This is a genomic window from Solibacillus silvestris, assembly GCF_051967575.1.
GTDB classification, from domain to species: Bacteria; Bacillota; Bacilli; order Bacillales_A; family Planococcaceae; genus Solibacillus; species Solibacillus silvestris_B.
This window is the reverse complement of the sequence record NZ_JBQCJW010000006.1, coordinates 82535-102469: the sequence shown is the minus strand read 5'-3', so window position 1 is coordinate 102469 and position 19935 is coordinate 82535. Positions and strand designations below refer to the sequence as shown.

Annotated in this window: 18 protein-coding genes; 5 read left to right on the top strand and 13 right to left on the bottom strand. The window is 42.7% G+C overall.

Annotation, left to right across the window (positions count from 1 at the left end; genetic code table 11):
• Positions 1–91: 91 nt before the first annotated feature.
• The 10 genes from leuD to ACTHOQ_RS05800 form a co-directional block, all read right to left on the bottom strand.
• Positions 92–682: a 3-isopropylmalate dehydratase small subunit gene (gene leuD / locus ACTHOQ_RS05845; protein ID WP_440494793.1), complete on the bottom strand. Its 591-nt coding sequence runs from the start codon at positions 680–682 to the stop codon at positions 92–94.
• A 12-nt stretch (positions 683–694) separates the two neighbouring features.
• Positions 695–2104 carry a 3-isopropylmalate dehydratase large subunit gene (gene leuC, locus ACTHOQ_RS05840; RefSeq protein WP_440494792.1) on the bottom strand — a complete coding sequence of 470 codons (1410 nt, stop codon included), beginning with the start codon at positions 2102–2104 and terminating at the stop codon, positions 695–697.
• A 15-nt stretch (positions 2105–2119) separates the two neighbouring features.
• Entirely contained in the window at positions 2120–3220 is a 1101-nt protein-coding gene (gene leuB / locus ACTHOQ_RS05835; RefSeq protein WP_440494791.1) for a 3-isopropylmalate dehydrogenase, read from the bottom strand.
• A gap of 75 nt (positions 3221–3295) precedes the next feature.
• A complete protein-coding gene (locus ACTHOQ_RS05830) occupies positions 3296–4840 on the bottom strand; it encodes a 2-isopropylmalate synthase (protein WP_440494789.1) in 1545 nt (514 codons plus the stop codon).
• 1 nt (position 4841) lies between these two features.
• Positions 4842–5855, bottom strand: a complete 1014-nt coding sequence (ilvC, locus tag ACTHOQ_RS05825) for a ketol-acid reductoisomerase (RefSeq protein WP_440494788.1) — start codon at positions 5853–5855, stop codon at positions 4842–4844.
• Between the two features lie 85 nt (positions 5856–5940).
• Positions 5941–6456: an acetolactate synthase small subunit gene (gene ilvN, locus ACTHOQ_RS05820; protein ID WP_440494787.1), complete on the bottom strand. Its 516-nt coding sequence runs from the start codon at positions 6454–6456 to the stop codon at positions 5941–5943.
• Complete coding sequence (ilvB, locus tag ACTHOQ_RS05815; RefSeq protein WP_440494786.1) at positions 6453–8201, bottom strand: biosynthetic-type acetolactate synthase large subunit; 1749 nt, start codon at positions 8199–8201, stop codon at positions 6453–6455. Before ilvB ends, ilvN begins: the two co-directional genes overlap by 4 nt.
• Positions 8202–8636: 435 nt before the next feature.
• Positions 8637–10307, bottom strand: coding sequence for a dihydroxy-acid dehydratase (gene ilvD, locus ACTHOQ_RS05810; protein WP_440494784.1), 1671 nt, complete (start codon positions 10305–10307; stop codon positions 8637–8639).
• Between the two features lie 361 nt (positions 10308–10668).
• A complete protein-coding gene (locus tag ACTHOQ_RS05805; RefSeq protein WP_440494782.1) occupies positions 10669–11991 on the bottom strand; it encodes a D-arabinono-1,4-lactone oxidase in 1323 nt (440 codons plus the stop codon).
• Positions 11979–13154 (bottom strand): alanine racemase, encoded by a 1176-nt coding sequence (locus tag ACTHOQ_RS05800; RefSeq protein ID WP_440494781.1) that lies wholly within the window; start codon positions 13152–13154, stop codon positions 11979–11981. Before ACTHOQ_RS05800 ends, ACTHOQ_RS05805 begins: the two co-directional genes overlap by 13 nt.
• Before the next feature lie 369 nt (positions 13155–13523).
• Between ACTHOQ_RS05800 and ACTHOQ_RS05795 the strand changes: the two genes are divergently transcribed.
• Positions 13524–14069 (top strand): cysteine hydrolase family protein, encoded by a 546-nt coding sequence (locus ACTHOQ_RS05795; RefSeq protein ID WP_440494779.1) that lies wholly within the window; start codon positions 13524–13526, stop codon positions 14067–14069.
• A 114-nt stretch (positions 14070–14183) separates the two neighbouring features.
• Positions 14184–14441, top strand: coding sequence for a GlsB/YeaQ/YmgE family stress response membrane protein (locus tag ACTHOQ_RS05790; RefSeq protein ID WP_440494777.1), 258 nt, complete (start codon positions 14184–14186; stop codon positions 14439–14441).
• A 51-nt stretch (positions 14442–14492) separates the two neighbouring features.
• On the opposite strand, the gene ACTHOQ_RS05785 is transcribed toward ACTHOQ_RS05790, so the two are convergent.
• Positions 14493–15185, bottom strand: a complete 693-nt coding sequence (locus ACTHOQ_RS05785; protein WP_440494776.1) for a lytic transglycosylase domain-containing protein — start codon at positions 15183–15185, stop codon at positions 14493–14495.
• A 159-nt stretch (positions 15186–15344) separates the two neighbouring features.
• On the opposite strand from ACTHOQ_RS05785, the gene mscL reads away from it, so the two are divergent.
• From mscL to ACTHOQ_RS05770, 3 genes are all read left to right on the top strand, one after another.
• Positions 15345–15737 (top strand): large conductance mechanosensitive channel protein MscL, encoded by a 393-nt coding sequence (gene mscL, locus ACTHOQ_RS05780; protein WP_440494774.1) that lies wholly within the window; start codon positions 15345–15347, stop codon positions 15735–15737.
• 182 nt (positions 15738–15919) lie between these two features.
• Positions 15920–17035: a methionine biosynthesis PLP-dependent protein gene (locus ACTHOQ_RS05775; RefSeq protein ID WP_440494772.1), complete on the top strand. Its 1116-nt coding sequence runs from the start codon at positions 15920–15922 to the stop codon at positions 17033–17035.
• Complete coding sequence (locus ACTHOQ_RS05770; RefSeq protein WP_440494771.1) at positions 17032–18195, top strand: aminotransferase class I/II-fold pyridoxal phosphate-dependent enzyme; 1164 nt, start codon at positions 17032–17034, stop codon at positions 18193–18195. The genes ACTHOQ_RS05775 and ACTHOQ_RS05770 overlap by 4 nt, the downstream gene beginning before the upstream one ends.
• A gap of 56 nt (positions 18196–18251) precedes the next feature.
• On the opposite strand, the gene ACTHOQ_RS05765 is transcribed toward ACTHOQ_RS05770, so the two are convergent.
• Positions 18252–19385, bottom strand: coding sequence for a DUF4362 domain-containing protein (locus ACTHOQ_RS05765; protein ID WP_440494769.1), 1134 nt, complete (start codon positions 19383–19385; stop codon positions 18252–18254).
• Positions 19385–19798: a hypothetical protein gene (locus ACTHOQ_RS05760; RefSeq protein WP_440494768.1), complete on the bottom strand. Its 414-nt coding sequence runs from the start codon at positions 19796–19798 to the stop codon at positions 19385–19387. The genes ACTHOQ_RS05765 and ACTHOQ_RS05760 overlap by 1 nt, the downstream gene beginning before the upstream one ends.
• Positions 19799–19935: the final 137 nt, after the last annotated feature.

Sequence of the window (19935 nt, the reverse complement as noted above, 5' to 3'; positions counted from 1 at the left end):
TCGCTTGGGATTTGGTTACTTACATTTCCTTTTCCCCGCAAAAAAAAAACGCTTCAAACAGCCGGTGTGACCATTCGAAGCGAATCTATATTTAATAGGCAATGCGTTTTTTCTCAAATTCCGCGATTTGTTCTTCGTATTGAAACGTCAACGAAATTTCATCCCAGCCATTTAATAGCATTTGTTTATAATATGGGTCAATCGTAAATGCATATGTCTTGCCATAGCCGGTTGTGACAGTTTGCTGCTCTAAATTCACTTCAATTGCCTGTGCGTTTGCCATGCCTTTTTCCAAAAGCTCATTACATTCGGCTTCCGTCAGCTTAATCGGCAAAATGCCATTTTTGAAGCAGTTGTTATGGAAAATATCCGCAAAGCTTGGTGCAATCACTACACGGAAGCCATAATCCAAAATTGCCCAAGGTGCGTGCTCGCGTGATGAGCCGCAGCCAAAGTTGTCTTGTGCAACCAAAATTTCAGCGCCATTATATTCCGGTTTATTTAAAACGAAATCCTCGACCTGCTTGCCGTCTTTATCAAAACGCCAATGATAAAAAACAAATTGGCCGAAACCAGTGCGCTCAATACGCTTTAAAAATTCCTTTGATATAATTTGGTCTGTATCAACATTTTTGCGGTCAAGCGGTGCATAAATGCTGTTCACGATATTAATCGGTTCCATACTAATCTCTCCTTATGCTTCCTGCTTTTGCAGTTTTCGAACATCTACAAAGCGACCGTGAATCGCCGCTGCCGCTGCCATAGCCGGTGATACAAGATGCGTTCGTGCACCGGCACCTTGACGTCCTTCAAAGTTGCGGTTTGAAGTTGATGCGCATCGCTCGCCGGATGGAATGATATCTTCATTCATCCCTAAGCAAGCCGAGCAGCCTGACTCACGCCATTCAAAACCTGCATCAAGGAAAATTAGATGGAGTCCTTCTTCTTCTGCTTGACGCTTTGTAGACCAGGAGCCGGGAACGACAATCCCTTTCACGCCAGATGCCAGCTTTTCGCCTTTTACAATTTCAGCTGCTGCACGCAAGTCATTAATGCGCGAGTTCGTGCATGAGCCGATAAATACATGCTGAATTTCAATATCAGTAATTTTTTGGCCTTCTTGCAAATCCATATATTTCAGCGCTTTGTCCAATGCCGCCTTATCTGTATCATTATCGTAATCGGCCGCAGTCGGCACAGTTTTCGTTACGCCGACGCCCATCGCCGGGTTCGTGCCCCATGTTACGATTGGCTCGATTTCCACTGCTTCGATTTCCAGTACAGCATCATACGTCGCATCCGCATCAGACGCTAAGCTTAACCAGTATTTCGCAGCTTCTTCAAATTTCTCTCCTTGGGGTGCATGACGGCGCCCGCGAAGGAAATCGACCGTTGTTTCGTCAGGGGAAATTAAACCGGCCTTTGCCCCCGCTTCAATCGACATATTACAAATCGTCATACGTTCTTCCATTGAAAGCTTCCGTATCGCTTCACCAGTGTACTCAACGATATGGCCAGTTCCGATACCGATACCCCATTTTGCGATGATCGCCAAAATGATGTCCTTTGCTGTCACACCAACTCCAAGCTCTCCATTCACGCGGATTTCCATTGTCGGTGGCTTCAGTTGCCACAATGTTTGTGTTGATAATACATGCTCGACTTCCGATGTTCCGATACCGAATGCAATCGCGCCGAATGCACCATGTGTGGCGGTATGCGAATCACCGCAAACAATAGTTTTGCCTGGTTGTGTAAGTCCGAGTTCCGGTCCGATAACATGCACAATCCCTTGATCAGGATGTCCGATATCCGCTAGTTCAATGCCGAATTCCTTTGCGTTTTCCGCCAGTGTCATAATTTGCTTTTTCGCGATCGGATCGTTGATTGTCGGCAAGTTTTTCGTCGGTACATTGTGATCCATCGTTGCAAAAGAAAGATCTGTCCGGCGCACTTTTCGCCCTGCTAAGCGAAGCCCCTCGAACGCTTGCGGACTCGTAACTTCATGAATTAAATGCAGATCGATATAAAGTAAGTCCGGCTTCCCTTCTTCGCGATGCACGACATGCTGTTCCCACACTTTTTCAATAATATTTTTCCCCATAGTTCTCACCGTTCCTTAATTGTATGAAATCATAATGCTATCCGAGACGAAGCTTGCGTCGATTTCGTTCAGCACTTTCTCTGTCCATTCTTCTGTTGATAGTGAACGTGTATGTTCTTGTGCCAAATCCGCGGTATAGTATCCATCATCGAATACGGCTGTAACCGCACGTTCGATTTCCGCTGCTTCTTCTTTCAGGCCGAATGAATATTGAAGCATCATTGCCACCGACAGAATTGTTGCCGCAGGGTTGGCGACACCTTGCCCTGCAATTTCCGGTGCTGAGCCATGCACGGGCTCATAAAGTCCGAAATTATCGCCGCGAATTGATGCGGAAGGCAATACGCCGAGTGAACCTGTAATAACAGAAGCTTCATCACTTAAAATGTCGCCGAACAGGTTTTCCGTCACGATAACATCATAATGACCAGGGTTTGTAATAAGTTTCATCGCCACCGAGTCAACTAAGTTATGTTCTGTTTCTACATCTGGGTACTGCTTTTTCTTCTCTTCGACAATTTCACGCCACAAACGTGAAGTGTCAAGTACATTTGCTTTGTCTACCGAGCAAAGTTTTCCACGACGTAAACGAGCTAATTCAAAAGCATTTTCGACAATGCGCTCGATTTCTTCACGGGAATACACACATGTATCAATAGCACCTGCATCTGTTTTTTTACGTGGTTCCCCAAAATATAGCCCGCCTGTCAATTCACGAACGATCATTAAGTCTACATTTTCTGCAACTTCACGTTTTAATGGAGAAGATGCAAGTAAACTAGGGAAAGCTTTCACAGGACGTAAATTCGCAAATAAATCAAAGTGCTTGCGGATTTTCAGTAAACCTTTTTCCGGACGTAATTCAGGTGTGTTGTTATCCCACTTCGGTCCCCCGACAGCACCTAATAAAATCGCATCACTCGCTTCACACATTAAAATCGTCTCATTTGGCAATGGATTGTTGAACTGATCGATTGCCGCCCCGCCGATTGCTCCGTAATTTAAATGAAATGTATGATTAAAACGTTTCCCGATTACTTGTAATACTTTTACTGCACTTGCAACAACTTCAGGACCAATTCCGTCCCCTGGTAGTACTGCAATTTTCTTTTCCATTTGAAAAACACCTTTCTTTCTTCGTGAAGTTACTTGATGTAGAAGCGCCATCAGCTGTGATGGCGCACAATGATTTTATTGCGCAACAGCTTGCTCTTCCCGAACATGCTGTTGGATCAATTGTCGGTTAACTGCATTTAAATAGGCTTTTGCGCTTGCTTCCAGTACATCCTGCGCTGAATCTCGCCCTGTTGATGTATAGCCGTTATATTTCAGATTAATGACTGCTTCTCCAAGTGCGTCGCGGCCTTTGCCGACGGATTGCACACGGTAATCCAAAATATTGACTTTGCCTTGTACAAGCTGTTCGAGTGTATTGAATATAGCTTCGACTGAGCCTGATCCTGTTGATGCAAGTGTTTTTGTTTCGCCTTCAGGGGTCAAAACAGATGCGGTAGCCGTCGGGATATTTTCCGTGCCGTACTGTACTTGAACCGATTTCAGTTCAAATAATGGAACATCTCCAACAGAAACTTGCTGCTCCGTTAAAATTGTCGTTAAATCTTCTTCTGTCACTTCTTTTTTGCGATCTGCCAATTTTTTGAACTCTGTAAATGCTTTATTCAGCTTTTCATCCGACAGTTCAAAGCCCATCGTCTCTGCACGGTCACGGAATGCCGCACGCCCAGAATGCTTCCCTAAAACTAACGGGATGTCATCTTCACCTACAAGTGCAGGAGAAATAATCTCGTATGTTTCAGGATTTTTCAATACCCCATCTTGGTGAATGCCCGATTCATGCGCGAACGCGTTTTTCCCGACAACCGCTTTATTTGGCTGGATGACAACATTCGTCAGGCGGCTGACCATTTGCGAAGTGCGCTTAATTTCCTTTAAATTCAGTCCTGTTTCAACACCGTAAAAATCTTTTCGGATGTGCAATGCAACACCGATTTCCTCCAATGCGGCGTTTCCTGCACGTTCACCGATCCCATTAATCGTACATTCCACTTGGTCTGCACCGTTTTGGATGGCCGCCAAAGAATTTGCTACAGCCATCCCTAAATCATCATGGCAATGTGCGGAAAACTTGATTTTCTCTGCACCGTTTACATTTTCCCGCAAATAGCGGAATAATGCGCCATACTCTTCAGGTGAAGCATAGCCAACTGTATCGGGAATATTGATTGTTGTGGCACCGGCTTTAATCACTTCACGGCAAATGCGCACTAAAAACTCCTTATCAGATCGGAAGCCATCTTCAGCGGAAAATTCTACAAGCGAAAATTTTTCTTTTGCGTACTTTACAGCTGCAACTGCCTGCTCGACTACTTCATCCGGATTCTTTTTAAGTTTGTATTCCATATGGATCGGGCTCGTTGCGATAAATGTATGAACATGTGGCTGCTCAGCATGGCGAATTGCTTGCCAAACAGCATCAATATCCCCTTTAACAGCGCGGGCCAATCCCGTAACGATCGAATTTTTCACTGTTTTCGCAATTAGCGATACTGCTTCCAAGTCACCTGGTGATGAGGCAGGAAATCCCGCCTCAATGATTGTGACACCTAAACGCTCTAGTTGTTTTGCGATTTCAACCTTTTCTGCTGTATTTAAATTAATGCCAGCCGATTGTTCGCCATCGCGCAATGTTGTATCAAAAATGTCAATTTTCTTCATATTATTTCACTGTTACCTTTTGTTTTCCCTGGTTGATGAATGGCATCATTGCACGTAATTTTGCGCCAACCTCTTCAATTTGGTGGTTTGCCCCAGCCTCTTTGAATTTCGTATATTCTGGACGACCATTTTCGTTTTCAGCGATCCAGCGTTTAGCGAATGTACCGTCTTGAATATCTGTTAATACATCTTTCATGCGCGCTTTTACAGATGCGTCGATAATGCGCGGACCTGAAACATAGTCGCCCCACTCCGCCGTATCCGAAATCGAGTAGCGCATTGTCGCCATGCCGCCTTCGAACATTAAGTCAACGATCAATTTCAGTTCATGCAATGTTTCGAAATATGCCAATTCTGGTTGGTAGCCAGCTTCCACCAATGTCTCGAAACCAGCTTTTACAAGCTCTGTTGTACCGCCGCATAATACCGCTTGCTCACCGAATAGATCTGTTACCGTTTCTTCGGCGAATGTTGTTTCAAGCAGACCGCCGCGTGCTGAACCGATTCCTTTGCCGTATGCAAGCGCTAATTCACGAGCAGTGCCTGTAGCATCTTGGTGGATTGCGAATAAGCCTGGCACGCCTGCACCTTCCGTGAATTGGCGACGTACTAAGTGACCTGGGCCTTTTGGCGCTACTAAGAATACGTCAACATCTGCTGGTGGTGTAATTTGACCGAAGTGTACATTGAAGCCATGTGCGAACATTAATGCTTTGCCAGCTGTTAAATATGGGGCGATTTCTGCTTCATAAACCGCTTTTTGGCGCTCATCCGGAAGCAGGATTTGGATTACATCTGCTTCTGCTGCTGCTTCTGCTACTGATTTAACTTCTACGCCATCTTCTTTTGCTGCATCATATGATTTACCTGGTCGAATGCCTACTACTACATCAAAACCTGATTCTTTTAAGTTAAGCGCATGTGCATGACCTTGTGAACCATAACCGATGATCGCGATTTTTTTCCCTGTAAGTACTTGCTCGTTGATTTCGTTTTCATAATACATTTTTGACATTTTCATTTCCTCCAATTAATTTAAGTAATTTATTTTTGATATAAGGGCATTGGATGGCATCCGCCGCCCCGTATGGAATGCCATGCTATTTTAAAATCGAAAGCTGGGGGCCTTCGACTTTCTGTGCTTCGCGTATTGATGCTGTTGCGCCTGTTCGAGTCAATTCCTTGATGCCATATGGCCGGATAAGCTCGATAAAGGCATCGATTTTTTCCGGGTGGCCGACCACTTCATATGTCACGACATTTTTGGAAGTGTCGACGACTTGCGGACGGAATGGCTCGACAATTGCATTCATCTCTAAGCGCAAATTTGGCGGCGATACAACTTTTATAAGCGCCAATTCGCGAAGGACAATTGATTTTTCGGTAATATCATTTACTTTCAATACGTCAATCTGCTTTGATAGCTGTTTAATTAGCTGTTCGATTTTATTTTCATCTTCCACATGTACGATGAACGTCATCTTTGAAAAGTTTGGCTGTTCCGAATGACCAACCGTAATCGATTCAATATTGAATTGACGTTTCATTAATAAACCTGTTATACGATTCAGTACACCACTTTGGTTAATTACTGTAACTGTGAGAACGCGTTTCATGGCTTTTTCACTCCAATCATTTCATGTAATCCTTTTCCTGGTGCAACCATTGGGAACACGTTTACAAGCTGCTTGACACGGCAGTCAATTACGACCGGCTCATCCGAATTGATCGCTTCGGCAAATATCGCTTCCGCCTCTGACAATGTTTCGATTTTATAGCCTTTAATTCCATATGCATCCGCTAACTTCACGAAGTCTGGCTGGATTGGCATTAAACTTTGTGAATACCGTTCCTCGTAAAACGTTTCTTGCCATTGGCGCACCATCCCTAAACAGCTGTTATTTAAAATGACAACTTTTACTGGTAAGTTGAACTCCTTCAGCAATGCCAATTCTTGGTTCGTCATTTGGAAGCCTGCATCACCGACGATGGAGATTACTTTCTTTTCCGGCTTTGCAAACTGTGCGCCAATTGCTGCCGGGAAACCGAAGCCCATCGTTCCTAAGCCGCCTGATGTCACCCAGCCGTGCGGATTGTTCAAATGATAATATTGTGCCGCCCACATTTGGTGCTGCCCAACATCTGTCGTGACAATTGCCTCGCCATTTGTCAGTCTATGGAGAATTTCTATTGCCTGCTGCGGCAAAATTTCTTCGCCGGCTTCCTCGTACCAGAGCGGATATTTTTCGCGGCTATCATTCAAGTAGTGAATCCACTCGCTCGTATCCGGGCCTTGAAAATCTTTTTTCAGCAATGCATATAATGCTTCTTTCGCATCTGCCACGATCGGAATGTCGGTCGGGACATTTTTTCCGATTTCTGCAGGGTCGATATCGATATGGATAATTGTAGCGTTAGGCGCAAATGTTGCCAGGTTTCCTGTTAAGCGGTCATCGAAGCGTGCGCCAATATTGATTAATAAGTCGCATTTTGTAATGGCATCATTTGCTGTAGCATAGCCGTGCATCCCAGCCATCCCAAAAAATTTCTCATGTTTTCCGTGAACACTTCCTAAGCCAAGCAACGTATTGACAATAGGCAAATTGTATTTTTCGATAAATTCCGTCAATTGCTCGCGCGCATCGGCAAATAATACACCTGCACCTGCAAGAACTAATGGTTTTTTCGCTAATGATAATGCTTGGATCGCTTTTTGAATCTGTAAATAGTTCGGCTTGGTCGTTGGTTGATAGCCAGGCAAATAAATATCATCCGGTGCTTTAATTTCTTCAAAGAGCACTGTTTGCGAAATATTTTTCGGGAAATCTATGACAACCGGCCCTTTACGTCCTGTATTCGCAATATGGAATGCTTCTTTAATAATGCGGGGAATATCAGCTACATCCTGCACTTGGTAATTGTGCTTCGTAATCGGTGTCGTGATCCCCATAATATCCGCTTCCTGGAATGCATCTGTGCCGATTACCGAAGTAGCGACCTGACCCGTGAAAATAACTAACGGAATAGAATCAATCATCGCATCCGCTATTCCCGTCACTAAGTTTGTCGCACCCGGTCCTGATGTGGCGATGACAACACCCGGCTTATTCGTAACACGGGCATATCCTTCCGCTGCATGAATCGCACCTTGTTCGTGGCGAGTCAGGATGTGACGGATCGGATTGCGGTATAGCGCATCATAAATTTGCAGAACGGCACCGCCTGGATACCCGAAAATGATATCCACATCCTGTTCATGTAATGCTTGCACTAAAATATCTGCGCCATCTCTCGGTTTTGTTATTTGTTGTTGTTCATCGGGCTTTTCAATTTCTTGGTTTATAGAAACATTTGCACTCATATAAAATTCTCCTTCCTTTTTTGAAAATCTATGTGAATTATTATTAATGAAAAAAAGAAAAAGCCTCTTCTCCGCACGCAAAAGAAAACCTCTTGCGCAGGGATGAAAAAGACTTTTCATGGTACCACCCTCGTTTATAACATCGGTGAAAAGCCTTTTTGAAAGACATTTTCAACCTTGTTACCTCGCGAACCGCTATCATCTCTCCATTCCAAACCCCCTATTAGGAAATTTGTGCAACTAAATGTAGAGAACGATTCATTAATAACGAGCATTTGGATTATGCCCGGAGCTATCTAATGGCTTATGCGTTTAACAGCTCACTCCGAGGGGATGTCGAATATAGTTGTATCACCGGCTTCCACCAGCACCGGCTCTCTGGCAAATACAAATATCCATATTCTTTAACCTCATCAACGTTTTAAATTATTCAATTTATATTTTCATGATGCCGCCTTGCGAGGCATTCGTCACTAATGCTGAGTAGCGTGCCAGCCAGCCGCGCTTAATCTTTGGTTCGAATGGCTGCAAGCTTTGACGACGCTCTGCAAGAACATCATCCGGCACTTGTAAATTAATCGTTCTGTTCGGCAGATCGATTTCAATTGTATCCCCGTTTACGACTAAAGCGATTGGACCGCCTTCAGCCGCTTCCGGAGAAATATGGCCGATTGAAATGCCGCGTGATGCACCAGAAAAACGTCCATCCGTAATGAGCGCGACTTTCGTTCCTAATCCTCGGCCTTGAATCGCGGATGTTGGTGCCAGCATTTCCGGCATACCCGGACCGCCTTTTGGACCTTCATAACGAATGACGACAACATGGCCTTCTCGAACTATGCCAGCATCAATCGCCTGCTGTGCCTCTTCTTGAGAATCGAATACAATCGCTTCTCCTGTAAAAGTCTGTATCGAAGGATCGACCGCACCTACTTTAATGACTGAACCTTCCGGAGCGATATTTCCGAACAATACTGACAAGCCGCCTACAGCACTGTATGGATTATCCTTTGTGCGAATGACACGCTCATTTGTAATTTCATAATCTTTTACAAGCTCTCTCATTGAAACGCCTGCGATTGTCGGCCTGTCAGGGTGAATTGCCCCTGGAATTTTCGTTAATTCATTAATAATTGCCTGAACACCGCCCGCTTTTGCAATGTCATCCATCGAAACATCCGATGCCGGCATAATTTTCGCAATGTATGGAACACGTTCCGCTACTTTATTAATCTCTTCAATGTTGTATTCGATTTCCGCTTCATTGGCGATCGCCAATGTATGAAGCACTGTATTTGTCGAACCGCCCATTGCCATATCCAATGCAAATGCATCATCAATCGCTTCTTTTGTCACAATATCGCGCGGCTTTACATCTTCTTTAATCATGCGAACTAAATGTTTCGCTGCTTCGTAAATCAGCTCTTTCCGTTTTTCGCTTGTTGCAACAATTGTACCGTTACCCGGCAATGCCAAGCCTAGCATTTCCATCAAGCAGTTCATCGAGTTTGCCGTGAACATCCCTGAACATGAGCCGCATGTCGGACATGCATTGTTTTCAATATCGAGCAGCTCTTCAGCCGACATTGTGCCCGCTTTATGTGCACCGACACCTTCAAATACGCTTGTTAATGATAATGGTTTACCAGCTGATGATGTTCCAGCCTCCATCGGACCGCCTGAGACAAAAACAGAAGGCACATTCGTACGAACAGCAGCCATTAGCATACCCGGTGTAATTTTGTCGCAGTTTGGAATATAGAACACACCGTCAAACCAGTGTGCGTTAATAACTGTCTCCGCTGCGTCCGCAATAATTTCCCTTGATGGCAACGAATAGCGCATCCCGATATGTCCCATCGCAATGCCGTCATCAACGCCAATCGTATTGAATTCGAATGGAATTCCGCCTGCTTCTATAATGGCTTCCTTTACAACATCTGCAAACTCACGCAAATGAACATGGCCTGGAATAATATCAATATATGAATTGCATACACCGATAAACGGCTTCTCTAAATCTTTTGCCTTTACTTTCCCTGTAGCATATAAAAGACTACGGTGCGGAGCCCGGTCAACTCCAAGTTTGATCATATCACTTCTCATATTAAACGCCCCTCAACGCATTGCTTATACTCTTGTTGTCATCTTTATCTATTTTCATATTTCGATGATCCTAAAATAATTTGAATATTCAAACTTCTTTAATTAGGAGTTATCGAATATGCCACCTCATACGATACAGCTTAACATTGCTTTGCCGTGCTTGAATGATGTGGTGTACTAAATTGTTGTTATCATAGTACGAAACGATTGCGGACGTCAACACTATTTTTTGAATTTTTTATACAATTCCAAAAGTTCTAATTTATTGGAATCGCTTTCATCTTGATTGCTGTGCCCTTTCTTCTCTTTCATTACCTGTTTTCCGAAATTTGAATTTTTTAAAAATTTAATTCATTTTTATTTATTCATCGAAAATATTTTTAAAATACGTTGTTAAAAATACATTTTGCGGATCCATTAATTTTCGTTGTTCATTAAAAAGAGAGGCGTTTCCATAAAATTCTTCTATATTATTTTTGCTGTAATGATTCACTTTCCCCCAATGCGGTCTCCCTCCATAGCGCTTCATCATCTGACGTATCCATGTAAAATAGATCGATTCATCCATTCCTTTATACATATGAAAAGCAATGAACGCGCTTTCCTGCCCTTGTGTCGGACTTAAATATCCCTGCTCCCCGGCAGTTGTGCGGATTTCAATCGGAAAATGCACATGAAATTTCCCGCTTTTGAACATTGCATGCACTTCCTCGATACATGACTCGAAATGGCTGAGCGGAATGGCATATTCTGTTTCGACGAACTTTACATTGCGGGGCGAAGGGTAAATTTCGTAGCTCTTTCCTGTACGGCTTTCCTGGCCGACAACCTTTGATGCGAGCCGGCTGATCGCCAAACTTTGCGACGGCTTGTACTTGCAAAGCTCGGATGCGACATAGAACAGCCCATTTTCCAATGCCTGGATTTTCGCTTGCTCGACATATTTTTCCCATTTTGGCTGATCGATCGGCGCGACAGCCTTCATTTTTTTCACTTGGATATGCTCGCTTCCCGGAAAGTAAAACCATTCAATATTTCGGTGATTACGTATTTCACTTTGGAAGTTTTTTACTTCTGATTGCAAATTTGATCTTTCCGAAACATATGCCAAGCTGTATAATGGCACGACTTTCAGCACGACGGTCACGACGATTCCCAATAAACCGACAGATAGATGCAGCGCCTCGGAAATCGCGTCTGTCGTCCGTTCAATTTCGATATATTCCCCTTCACCCGTCACGATCCCCCACCGCAGCACCATAGAGGAAAACGAACCTAGTGAGATGCCTGTACCATGTGTCCCCGTGGAAATTGCCCCAGCCAGTGTCTGCTGCTGGATATCGCCCATATTGCTCAATGCCAAGCCGTACTGGGCGAGCATTGGACCGACTTCGTATAAGTAAGTGCCAGCATGAAACGTGGCTGTATAATCATCTTTTTGCACCGATATGAGCCCGCGCATATTGTGCAGTGACAGTGCCGTTTGCTCAGGCATTGCGACAGGGCTAAATGAATGGGCGGCACCTGTCACACGAATCGTCCTTTTTTCATATGCATGCTGCTTTACAATTTCGCATAATTCTTCAATCGTGTTCGGTGCGTAAAATTGACTTGGATATGCTGTATAATTTTCACACCAGTTTGTCCATTTTTGCCCGTTGCGCCACTTTTTTATAGAAAACATTGTCCATCCCCCCGATATGTTTGAAACTGTTCTTTGTAAAGTCCATCCTCAATCGCATGCAGCACTAAAAATCTTTCACACAGCTCCCCCGCCTTCGCATGCCGGAAATAAACGGTATCGCCAATTTTGGTTTTGCCCTTTTTGACGATAACCGGTGTTTGCACTTCACCTGCCCCTTCTAATGGCACTAAGGAAAAACGGTCTTTTTCCATAAATACAGGTGAACGGTCTGGCCCTGATGCCCCTGAAGCAATATAGCCTCCTCCATGGCATACGACAATATTTTCGGAAAATTGCCGTGTTACACGAAGGGCAAACCCAGCGGCAGGCTTTAATGATAAGCTTTTGTATTGGTCGAATAATGCTGAAGCAAAAAATGCAGAGCCTACCGTCACTTCTGTCACATCTTTTTGCACGGCTGTTTGTGCCATGCTCCCGGAGCCCCCAGCGTTCACAAATGCTATATTGTACATCGCTTTTAAATGGGCGACCAAAAATTGGCGCGATTTTATTAGCGTTTTCGCAGATTGCTTTTTTAATAGACTGATAAGGGCATCTTTTGCACCGAAATAGAGCTTTGTTTTGTCTGTCACACCAGCAATTTGCGCATCATAACCCATCACCCCTTGAACTGTTACATGCTGAAGCTTATCAATTTGCTGCAATAATTCATTTAAACTATGAAAATTGGAAATTGGCGAGCGCTTCGTGCCGAAATAAAGCACTTTAAAATCGGTCGATACATTCAAATCGATGCATATCGAAAATTGCAGCTCGTCGCGTTGTGCTATATCGTTAAGCAATTGCGCTTGCTGAATATGATCTACCATAAATGTGATGGATTTCCCTCTCTTCACCCAATGAGCAAGTTTTAAAATCGCGTTTCTTTCATAAACCGGATAGCCAATTAACAGTTCGTCGAGCCCTTGTTCCAGCAAGTAGTTCGTTTCGCTTGCAGTAAATGTCATGTAGCCTGCAAAATGGGTTAAACGTTTTGCTATGTATTGGAGCAATGGGACGGAACGAATTGATTTTGTCGCAATACGTATTTTTTTTTCGCCGCATGCTTGATTGACATAGTCGATATTTTGCTGCAATGCATTCAGGTCAATCCATGCAAACGGATGTTCAACATTCGCAAAAACTTCATTTAAATGCTTCATATGTTCACCTCAATTGGAAGTCTATTCATTTTACTTTTAATAGTTGTGAAATATTCTTCTGTAAAAAATAAGAACCTAGCATTGTTTTGCTAGGTTTATAAATATTTTATTCGATTAAATTAATAACAATTCAATTGCAAAGTTCAATATGATTAAGCTGTGGATTGCTGCAAAAGCCAGACCTTGACGATTCAACTTTTTCATTAATGCCATATCCATCATTAACCACCCCATTAATTTTTATATTCCTACTATACAATAACCAAGCGCGTAAATCAAAATATTTCGAATATTTTGTGAACATTTTTCTTCAACATTTTTTCTTCTGCCATGGCATAATGGTTTTACAACATATGAGGAGGATTGGCTATGTCGAAAAAAGCATTGATTGTCATTGATTATACGTATGATTTTGTCGCAACGGACGGTAAATTGACAAGTGGAGCACCAGGGCAGGCAATCGATAAAAAAATCAGCTCTTTAATCGAACAGTTCGTTCAGCAAAATGAGGTCGTTGTTTTTGCGAATGATTTACATGTCGAAAATGATCCGTATCATCCGGAATCAAAATTATTCCCGCCGCATAATATAGAAGGAACAAAAGGTCGGGAACTATTTGGCACGGTAAAAGAGATGTATGAAACATATAAGGAACATGTCATTTCGTTTGATAAAACACGTTACAGCGCGTTTGCGGGAACGAATCTGGATATTTTATTGCGTGAGCGGAAAATCGAAGAAGTTGTGCTAGTTGGGGTTTGCACAGATATTTGTGTGCTTCATACCGCTGTGGACAGTTATAATTTAGGCTATAAGATTACGGTGCCGGAACATGCTGTCGCAAGCTTTAATGAGGCTGGTCATAGTTGGGCACTTGATCATTTCAAATCAAGTTTAGGCGCAAAAATCATTTAATTTAATAAAACAAATACACTTATTAATAAAAATATGTTTAACCCTTTGCAAGATAGGAAATAATTAATTAGATGCAATTATCTTTAAATAATTTCTACAAAGGAGTTGGACAGTATGATGAGTTTCATTTGGTTTTTAATCATCGGAGGTATTTTAGGTTGGTTAGCAGGTGTTATTTTAGGTAAGGATGTTCCGGGAGGCATTATCGGTAATATTATTGCAGGTATCGTTGGTTCTTGGATTGGAAGCATGATATTAGGCAACTGGGGTTGGAAAGTTTCCGACTTCTATGTATTCCCGGCATTAATCGGTGCCATCGTATTGATTTTCATCGTAAGCTTTATTTTAAGATCTATGCGTAAAGCAACGTAATTCATGCATCTAGAATAACTTGCAAAAAGTGTGACGCAATGTCACACTTTTTTATTTTGGCTCTTCCATTGCGATTTGCTTTAATTGGTCCCCATAATCGCGGTACAGCTTGTAATAATATAGAATATCTTCTACATATGCATCACTATGGTTATATTGGAAAATTGCCTTTTTCAATTCGCCATTATTTACACCGGCAATCGATAAAAACTTCGCTGCGCTAAATACAGCATCTTCAATATCAAAAGGATCTGCAATGCCGTCGCCATTTGCATCCACCCCATACCCGCCATATTTATTGATGATCGCAGGGTCCGTTTTATCTTTTTTCGGGATTTCCCCTTCGCCCAACCCTTTGCATGATGGATGTTTCCACCCGACAAATGTGCAAGGCATAAATTGCAGATGTCCTTCTGCCCCAACTGGCGAAACAAGTGTTTTCATAGTGGAAAACCGTGTTTCGACACGATGATGTGCGGCAAGAAGCGTCCAGGGCACATTATATTTTTGTTCTGCAGCGACGTAGACCGGTATGTATTCGATTGGTATTTCCAAATCAAATTGCTCCTGAATTTGCTGGTATACCGATTTTTCTGTGAAGCGCTCGATAAAAGGCAACACGCGGAGTTGCTGCCAGCTGAAAAAAGCAAAAATGTAAATCGTTAAAGTGATCGGAATTAATAAAACGATTAAGTATATTTTTGTTTTTGGGGACAACAATAGTTTTTTTTTGCTTTTTGCCATATACGCCACCAATCTTTAATTTGTAAACTGATAAATAAGCACCCTTCTTATTATCTTCCATTTTACTAAAATTTCAACTCTATTTCATAGTTGATATATTTTGGAGCTATCGGTAAAATAGATAATCGCAGAAACAATAGTCATTAGGAGTTGTTAAATATGTGGAAAGACTTTAAAGAATTTGCCATGAAAGGGAATGTCATCGATTTAGCTGTTGCTGTAGTAATTGGCGCGGCATTCGGCAAAATTGTTACATCTTTAGTGGAAAACATTATTATGCCGCTTGTCGGAATGCTGACAGGCGGAATCGATTTAACAAATGAATGGAAATTTGGCTCAGGTGAAGCTCAGGTCGCGCTTGGTGTATTTGCCCAATCCATTATAGACTTTATTATCATTGCCTTTGCAATCTTTATGGCATTGCGTTTATTAAGCAAATTAAATCGCAAAAAAGAGGCGGAAGTCGTTGAGGCACCGACACCGGAACTTGATGCGAAAGAAGAGCTATTAAAAGAAATTCGCGATCTATTGAAAAAAGAACAAGCTGAATAATCGTCCAATCCTAGCATACTTCTTTCACGGTATTCTAGGATTTTTTGTTTTTTGCATGAATTAGCGCCCATTTTATTAATTACTTGTTTCCTCTATTGTTCGTTTCATCTGTTCATGTTAAATTGATTTAATAATCGATTCATTCCAAATGTTTCGCAAATTAAGTGTAAGGAAGTGTTTTCATGTCACAACGTTCAATTGAAACAAAATTAGTTCAGCTTGGCAATTTAAGCGATGCAAAGACAGGGGCAATCAATCCCCCGATTTATATGTCAACAGCGTATCAGCATACGGGAATCGGCGAATCTACCGGCTATGACTATACACGCACGAAAAATCCGACGCGCACCATTCTGGAAAATGGAATTGCGGAGCTGGAAGGCGGCGATGCAGGATTTGCATGTAGTTCGGGGATGGCGGCGATTCAGCTTGTCATGTCACTTTTTAAACCGGGCGATGAACTGATCGTACCCGAAGATTTATATGGCGGGACATATCGTCTCTTTAAGACATTTGCCGAAAACTACAATATTAAGCCTGTTTATGATTCGTTTGCAGCTGTCCACGGTGTCGAAAGTTTAATAAACGAAAACACGAAGGCATTATTTATCGAAACACCAACAAACCCGCTCATGCAAGAAATTGATTTAGCCGCATATGCAGCTTTAGCAAAAAAACATAATTTATTATTAATCGTCGACAATACCTTTTACACGCCGTATTTCCAACGTCCGATCGAGTTAGGCGCACATATCGTATTACATAGTGCAACAAAATATATTGGCGGGCATAATGATGTATTGGCTGGGCTGGTCGTTGCAAAAGGTGCGGAGCTATGCGAAAAACTAGGCTATTACCATAACGGGATCGGCATGGTGCTGTCACCGATGGATTCCTGGCTGCTCATTCGCGGGCTTAAAACAATGCATCTGCGTTTAAAGCAGCATGACGCAAACGCGAAAAAAATTGCCTACTATTTGGCGGATGAACCGCTTGTTACAGATGTATTATATACAGGAAAAGGCGGCATGCTGTCATTCCGGGTAAAGGATGCCGCGATGGTGAATGCGTTTTTAAAAGGGATAAAACTTATTACATTTGCGGAAAGTTTAGGCGGTGTGGAAAGCTTTATTACATACCCTGCCACGCAAACACATGCCGATATGCCTTATGACGAACGAGTTGCCCGCGGTGTATGTGACCGATTATTGCGTTTTTCAGTGGGAATTGAAGAGGCAGAAGATTTAATCGCCGATCTGCAGCAAGTTTTCGATACACTGCGAGGTGAATTTGCATGACAAACCGTATCGAAACAGCACTTATTCATGGAGCAATCCGCGAAGGCTATGCCGATAAAAAAGGTGCGGTCAATGTACCGATGTATTTATCGTCCACTTTCCATCAGGAATCAATCGATGAATTTGGCGAATATGATTATGCGCGCTCCGGCAACCCGACACGTGCGGGCCTAGAAAAAGCAATCGCTGAACTGGAAGGCGGCATCCGCGGATTTGCGTTTGCAACAGGGATGGCTGCCGTTTCTGCTTGCTTTATGGTGCTGAGTGCCGGCGATCATATCGTCATCACAGAGGATGTATACGGCGGGACGTACCGTTTCGTCACAAAAGTGCTGCCCCGCTACGGCATTACACATACATTTGCAGACTTTACGGATATCGAGGCCGTAAAAGCGGCAGTACGCCCTGAAACGAAATTGCTTTATATCGAGACACCGTCAAATCCAACATTGGGCATTACCGATATTCGTGCCGTTGTAGCGATTGCGAAACAATATGGTGCAATGACATTTTTGGATAATACATTTATGACCCCATTGCATCAAAAGCCGCTTGAGCTAGGTGTGGATGTTGTTATTCATTCCGCGACAAAGTTTTTGTCTGGACATTCGGATATCGTTGCCGGTTTAGTTGTGACAAAGGATGAAGAGCTAGGCAATCAAATTTATTTCATCCAAAATTCATTTGGCTCTGTGCTTGGTGTGCAAGATTGCTACACGCTAATCCAAAATATGAAAACAACCGCAGTGCGCTTTAACGAAGAATCGCGTGTCGCAATGCGCATTGCACAGTTCCTGCATGCACATCCATTAGTTGAAAATGTGTATTACCCGGGCCTGCCGACACATCACGGCTATGAAATTCATGCAGCCCAGTCCACTTCCGCCGGTGCGGTATTATCGTTTAGCCTGCCGAACTATGAAACCGCCAAAGCTTTTGTGGAAGCGATGAAAATTCCTGTTTTTGCCGTCAGTCTTGGCGGTGTCGAGTCGATTTTGTCATACCCTGCAAAAATGAGTCATGCGGCGATGGAACAGGAAGAACGTGCGAAACGCGGCATTACTGATGGCTTATTACGCTTTTCGGTCGGTTTGGAAAATGAAGAAGATCTCATCGAGGACTTCACACAAGCATTGGAAATCGCCCGTACAGCGAAATAATTTTAAGGTCAATAAAATCTCCATAGCGGATTTTATTGACCTTTTATTTTTATCGATTATTCAATTATTAATGCTGTTGCATATGTTGCACGGTTTTCTCCCCAATAGCCTACAAATTCCACAATGACAGGTCCTCTTTCTTTAATATCCGTGAGCGAATTGTATGTCGCAATAATTCCTTCATCATTCCAAACGTTAAATTCTACATTAGTAGGCTCCCTTTCAAACATGATTTCGATAGGATCATTCAAATTTACTTTCATCCCGCTCGCAATATCAATCATTTGATTCGGCGAAGCGTGGTCCGTCATGGTCGTTACCGTTTGACCTGTTGATGCATCTAAGTATTGCCATGAATAGGCGCCTTTATATGTTTTTATTTCCTTATTCCCTATTGTAAAGCTGACATCCGGAATTTGAAGCTTATTAAATGCTGACGTATTTTCCGTTTCTATCGACAATAAATTCAGTTCAAAATCTCCGCCGCAAGCCGTAAAGTTATAATCGATCAATGTCCCGGTTGCAGCCCGCTCCAGATTGTCGCATCGGTAATGTTCAATTTCTTTGCTACCAAAGGCATCTTCTCGATTATCGATTTCAATGTCAAATTGCTCGCCGTCATATTTGGCAGTCCAATAAATTGGATCACCTTCAATCGTATAGCGTGTCACCTTAATTGCCGTTTGCCTATTTACTTCTATATCCGCTAAAAACCGCTCGAATTGCTCGACATTTTCAAGCTGGCCATGCCGATCGATCACATGATTCCTATCACCCGTTTTTGTATCCAGCAGCTGTTTAAACGGTTTGCCGTACTTTGCAGCCAATCGGCCAAACCCTTCTGCTTCCACATTGCTTATTATCGTCATCGAATCATTTTGCTCAAACCAGATGAGGTAATCGTCAATCCGTTCCGGCATGTTTTGTTCCGCTTCAACGAATAGTTTTAAGTTTACATCTTCGTGCCTTGCCATATCCGGCTTCGTATTCGGCTGCCAATCCGTCTGCGATAAATAATGCCGGATGTCTTCAAGCTCCTCTGCATCAAAAACCATTATTTCCTCAGTTTGCCCTTTTTCGCCGTCAACTTTCGTTTCGATCACAGCGCGCTCAATTTTCTCGGGATGCTGCACTACATCCGTGCAGCCGACCAAAAGAAGCATCACGGCAAATACCAATATTCTTTTCATCATTCGCCCTCCTTAATTTGCTTTAAACCTTCTTGAATTTGTTCATCGTACGGAACAGATGCAGCTAAATTCTGCTCATGCACATAAAAAATCAGCAACTGATCTTGCCTGTACATTTCATAGGAAACGATATTTTGCGCAGCCGTTTTTTCATGGAAAATTAGTTCAGCTTTCGAACGATCGGCGCTTCGTTCAAACGAATAGATCGCCAATAGCTTCCCGTCAATCAAATACGTTTTCGGCTTCTGTCCATTTAAATTTTGCGTGAAAACCTGTTCCTGCTTAGCTGTCGTCGCTTTGATCGGGATTCCTTGCCCATTTAAAGCTTCAATAAACTTTGCATCATCTGTTTGCTGTTGTGACTGGCACCCCGCTAAAACAACAATGAAAATCATAAAGAGCCATTTTTTCATCTGCTCACTTCCCTTTCCATATATGTCGCTCAGAAAACGAAAAGGTTACATTGCCTATTTATTTCGAATTCGAGAATTTTTCCTTGCAGCTTAATCAGTTGAGTAGTAAAGTGATAAACAAGAAAGGTCGTGATGAA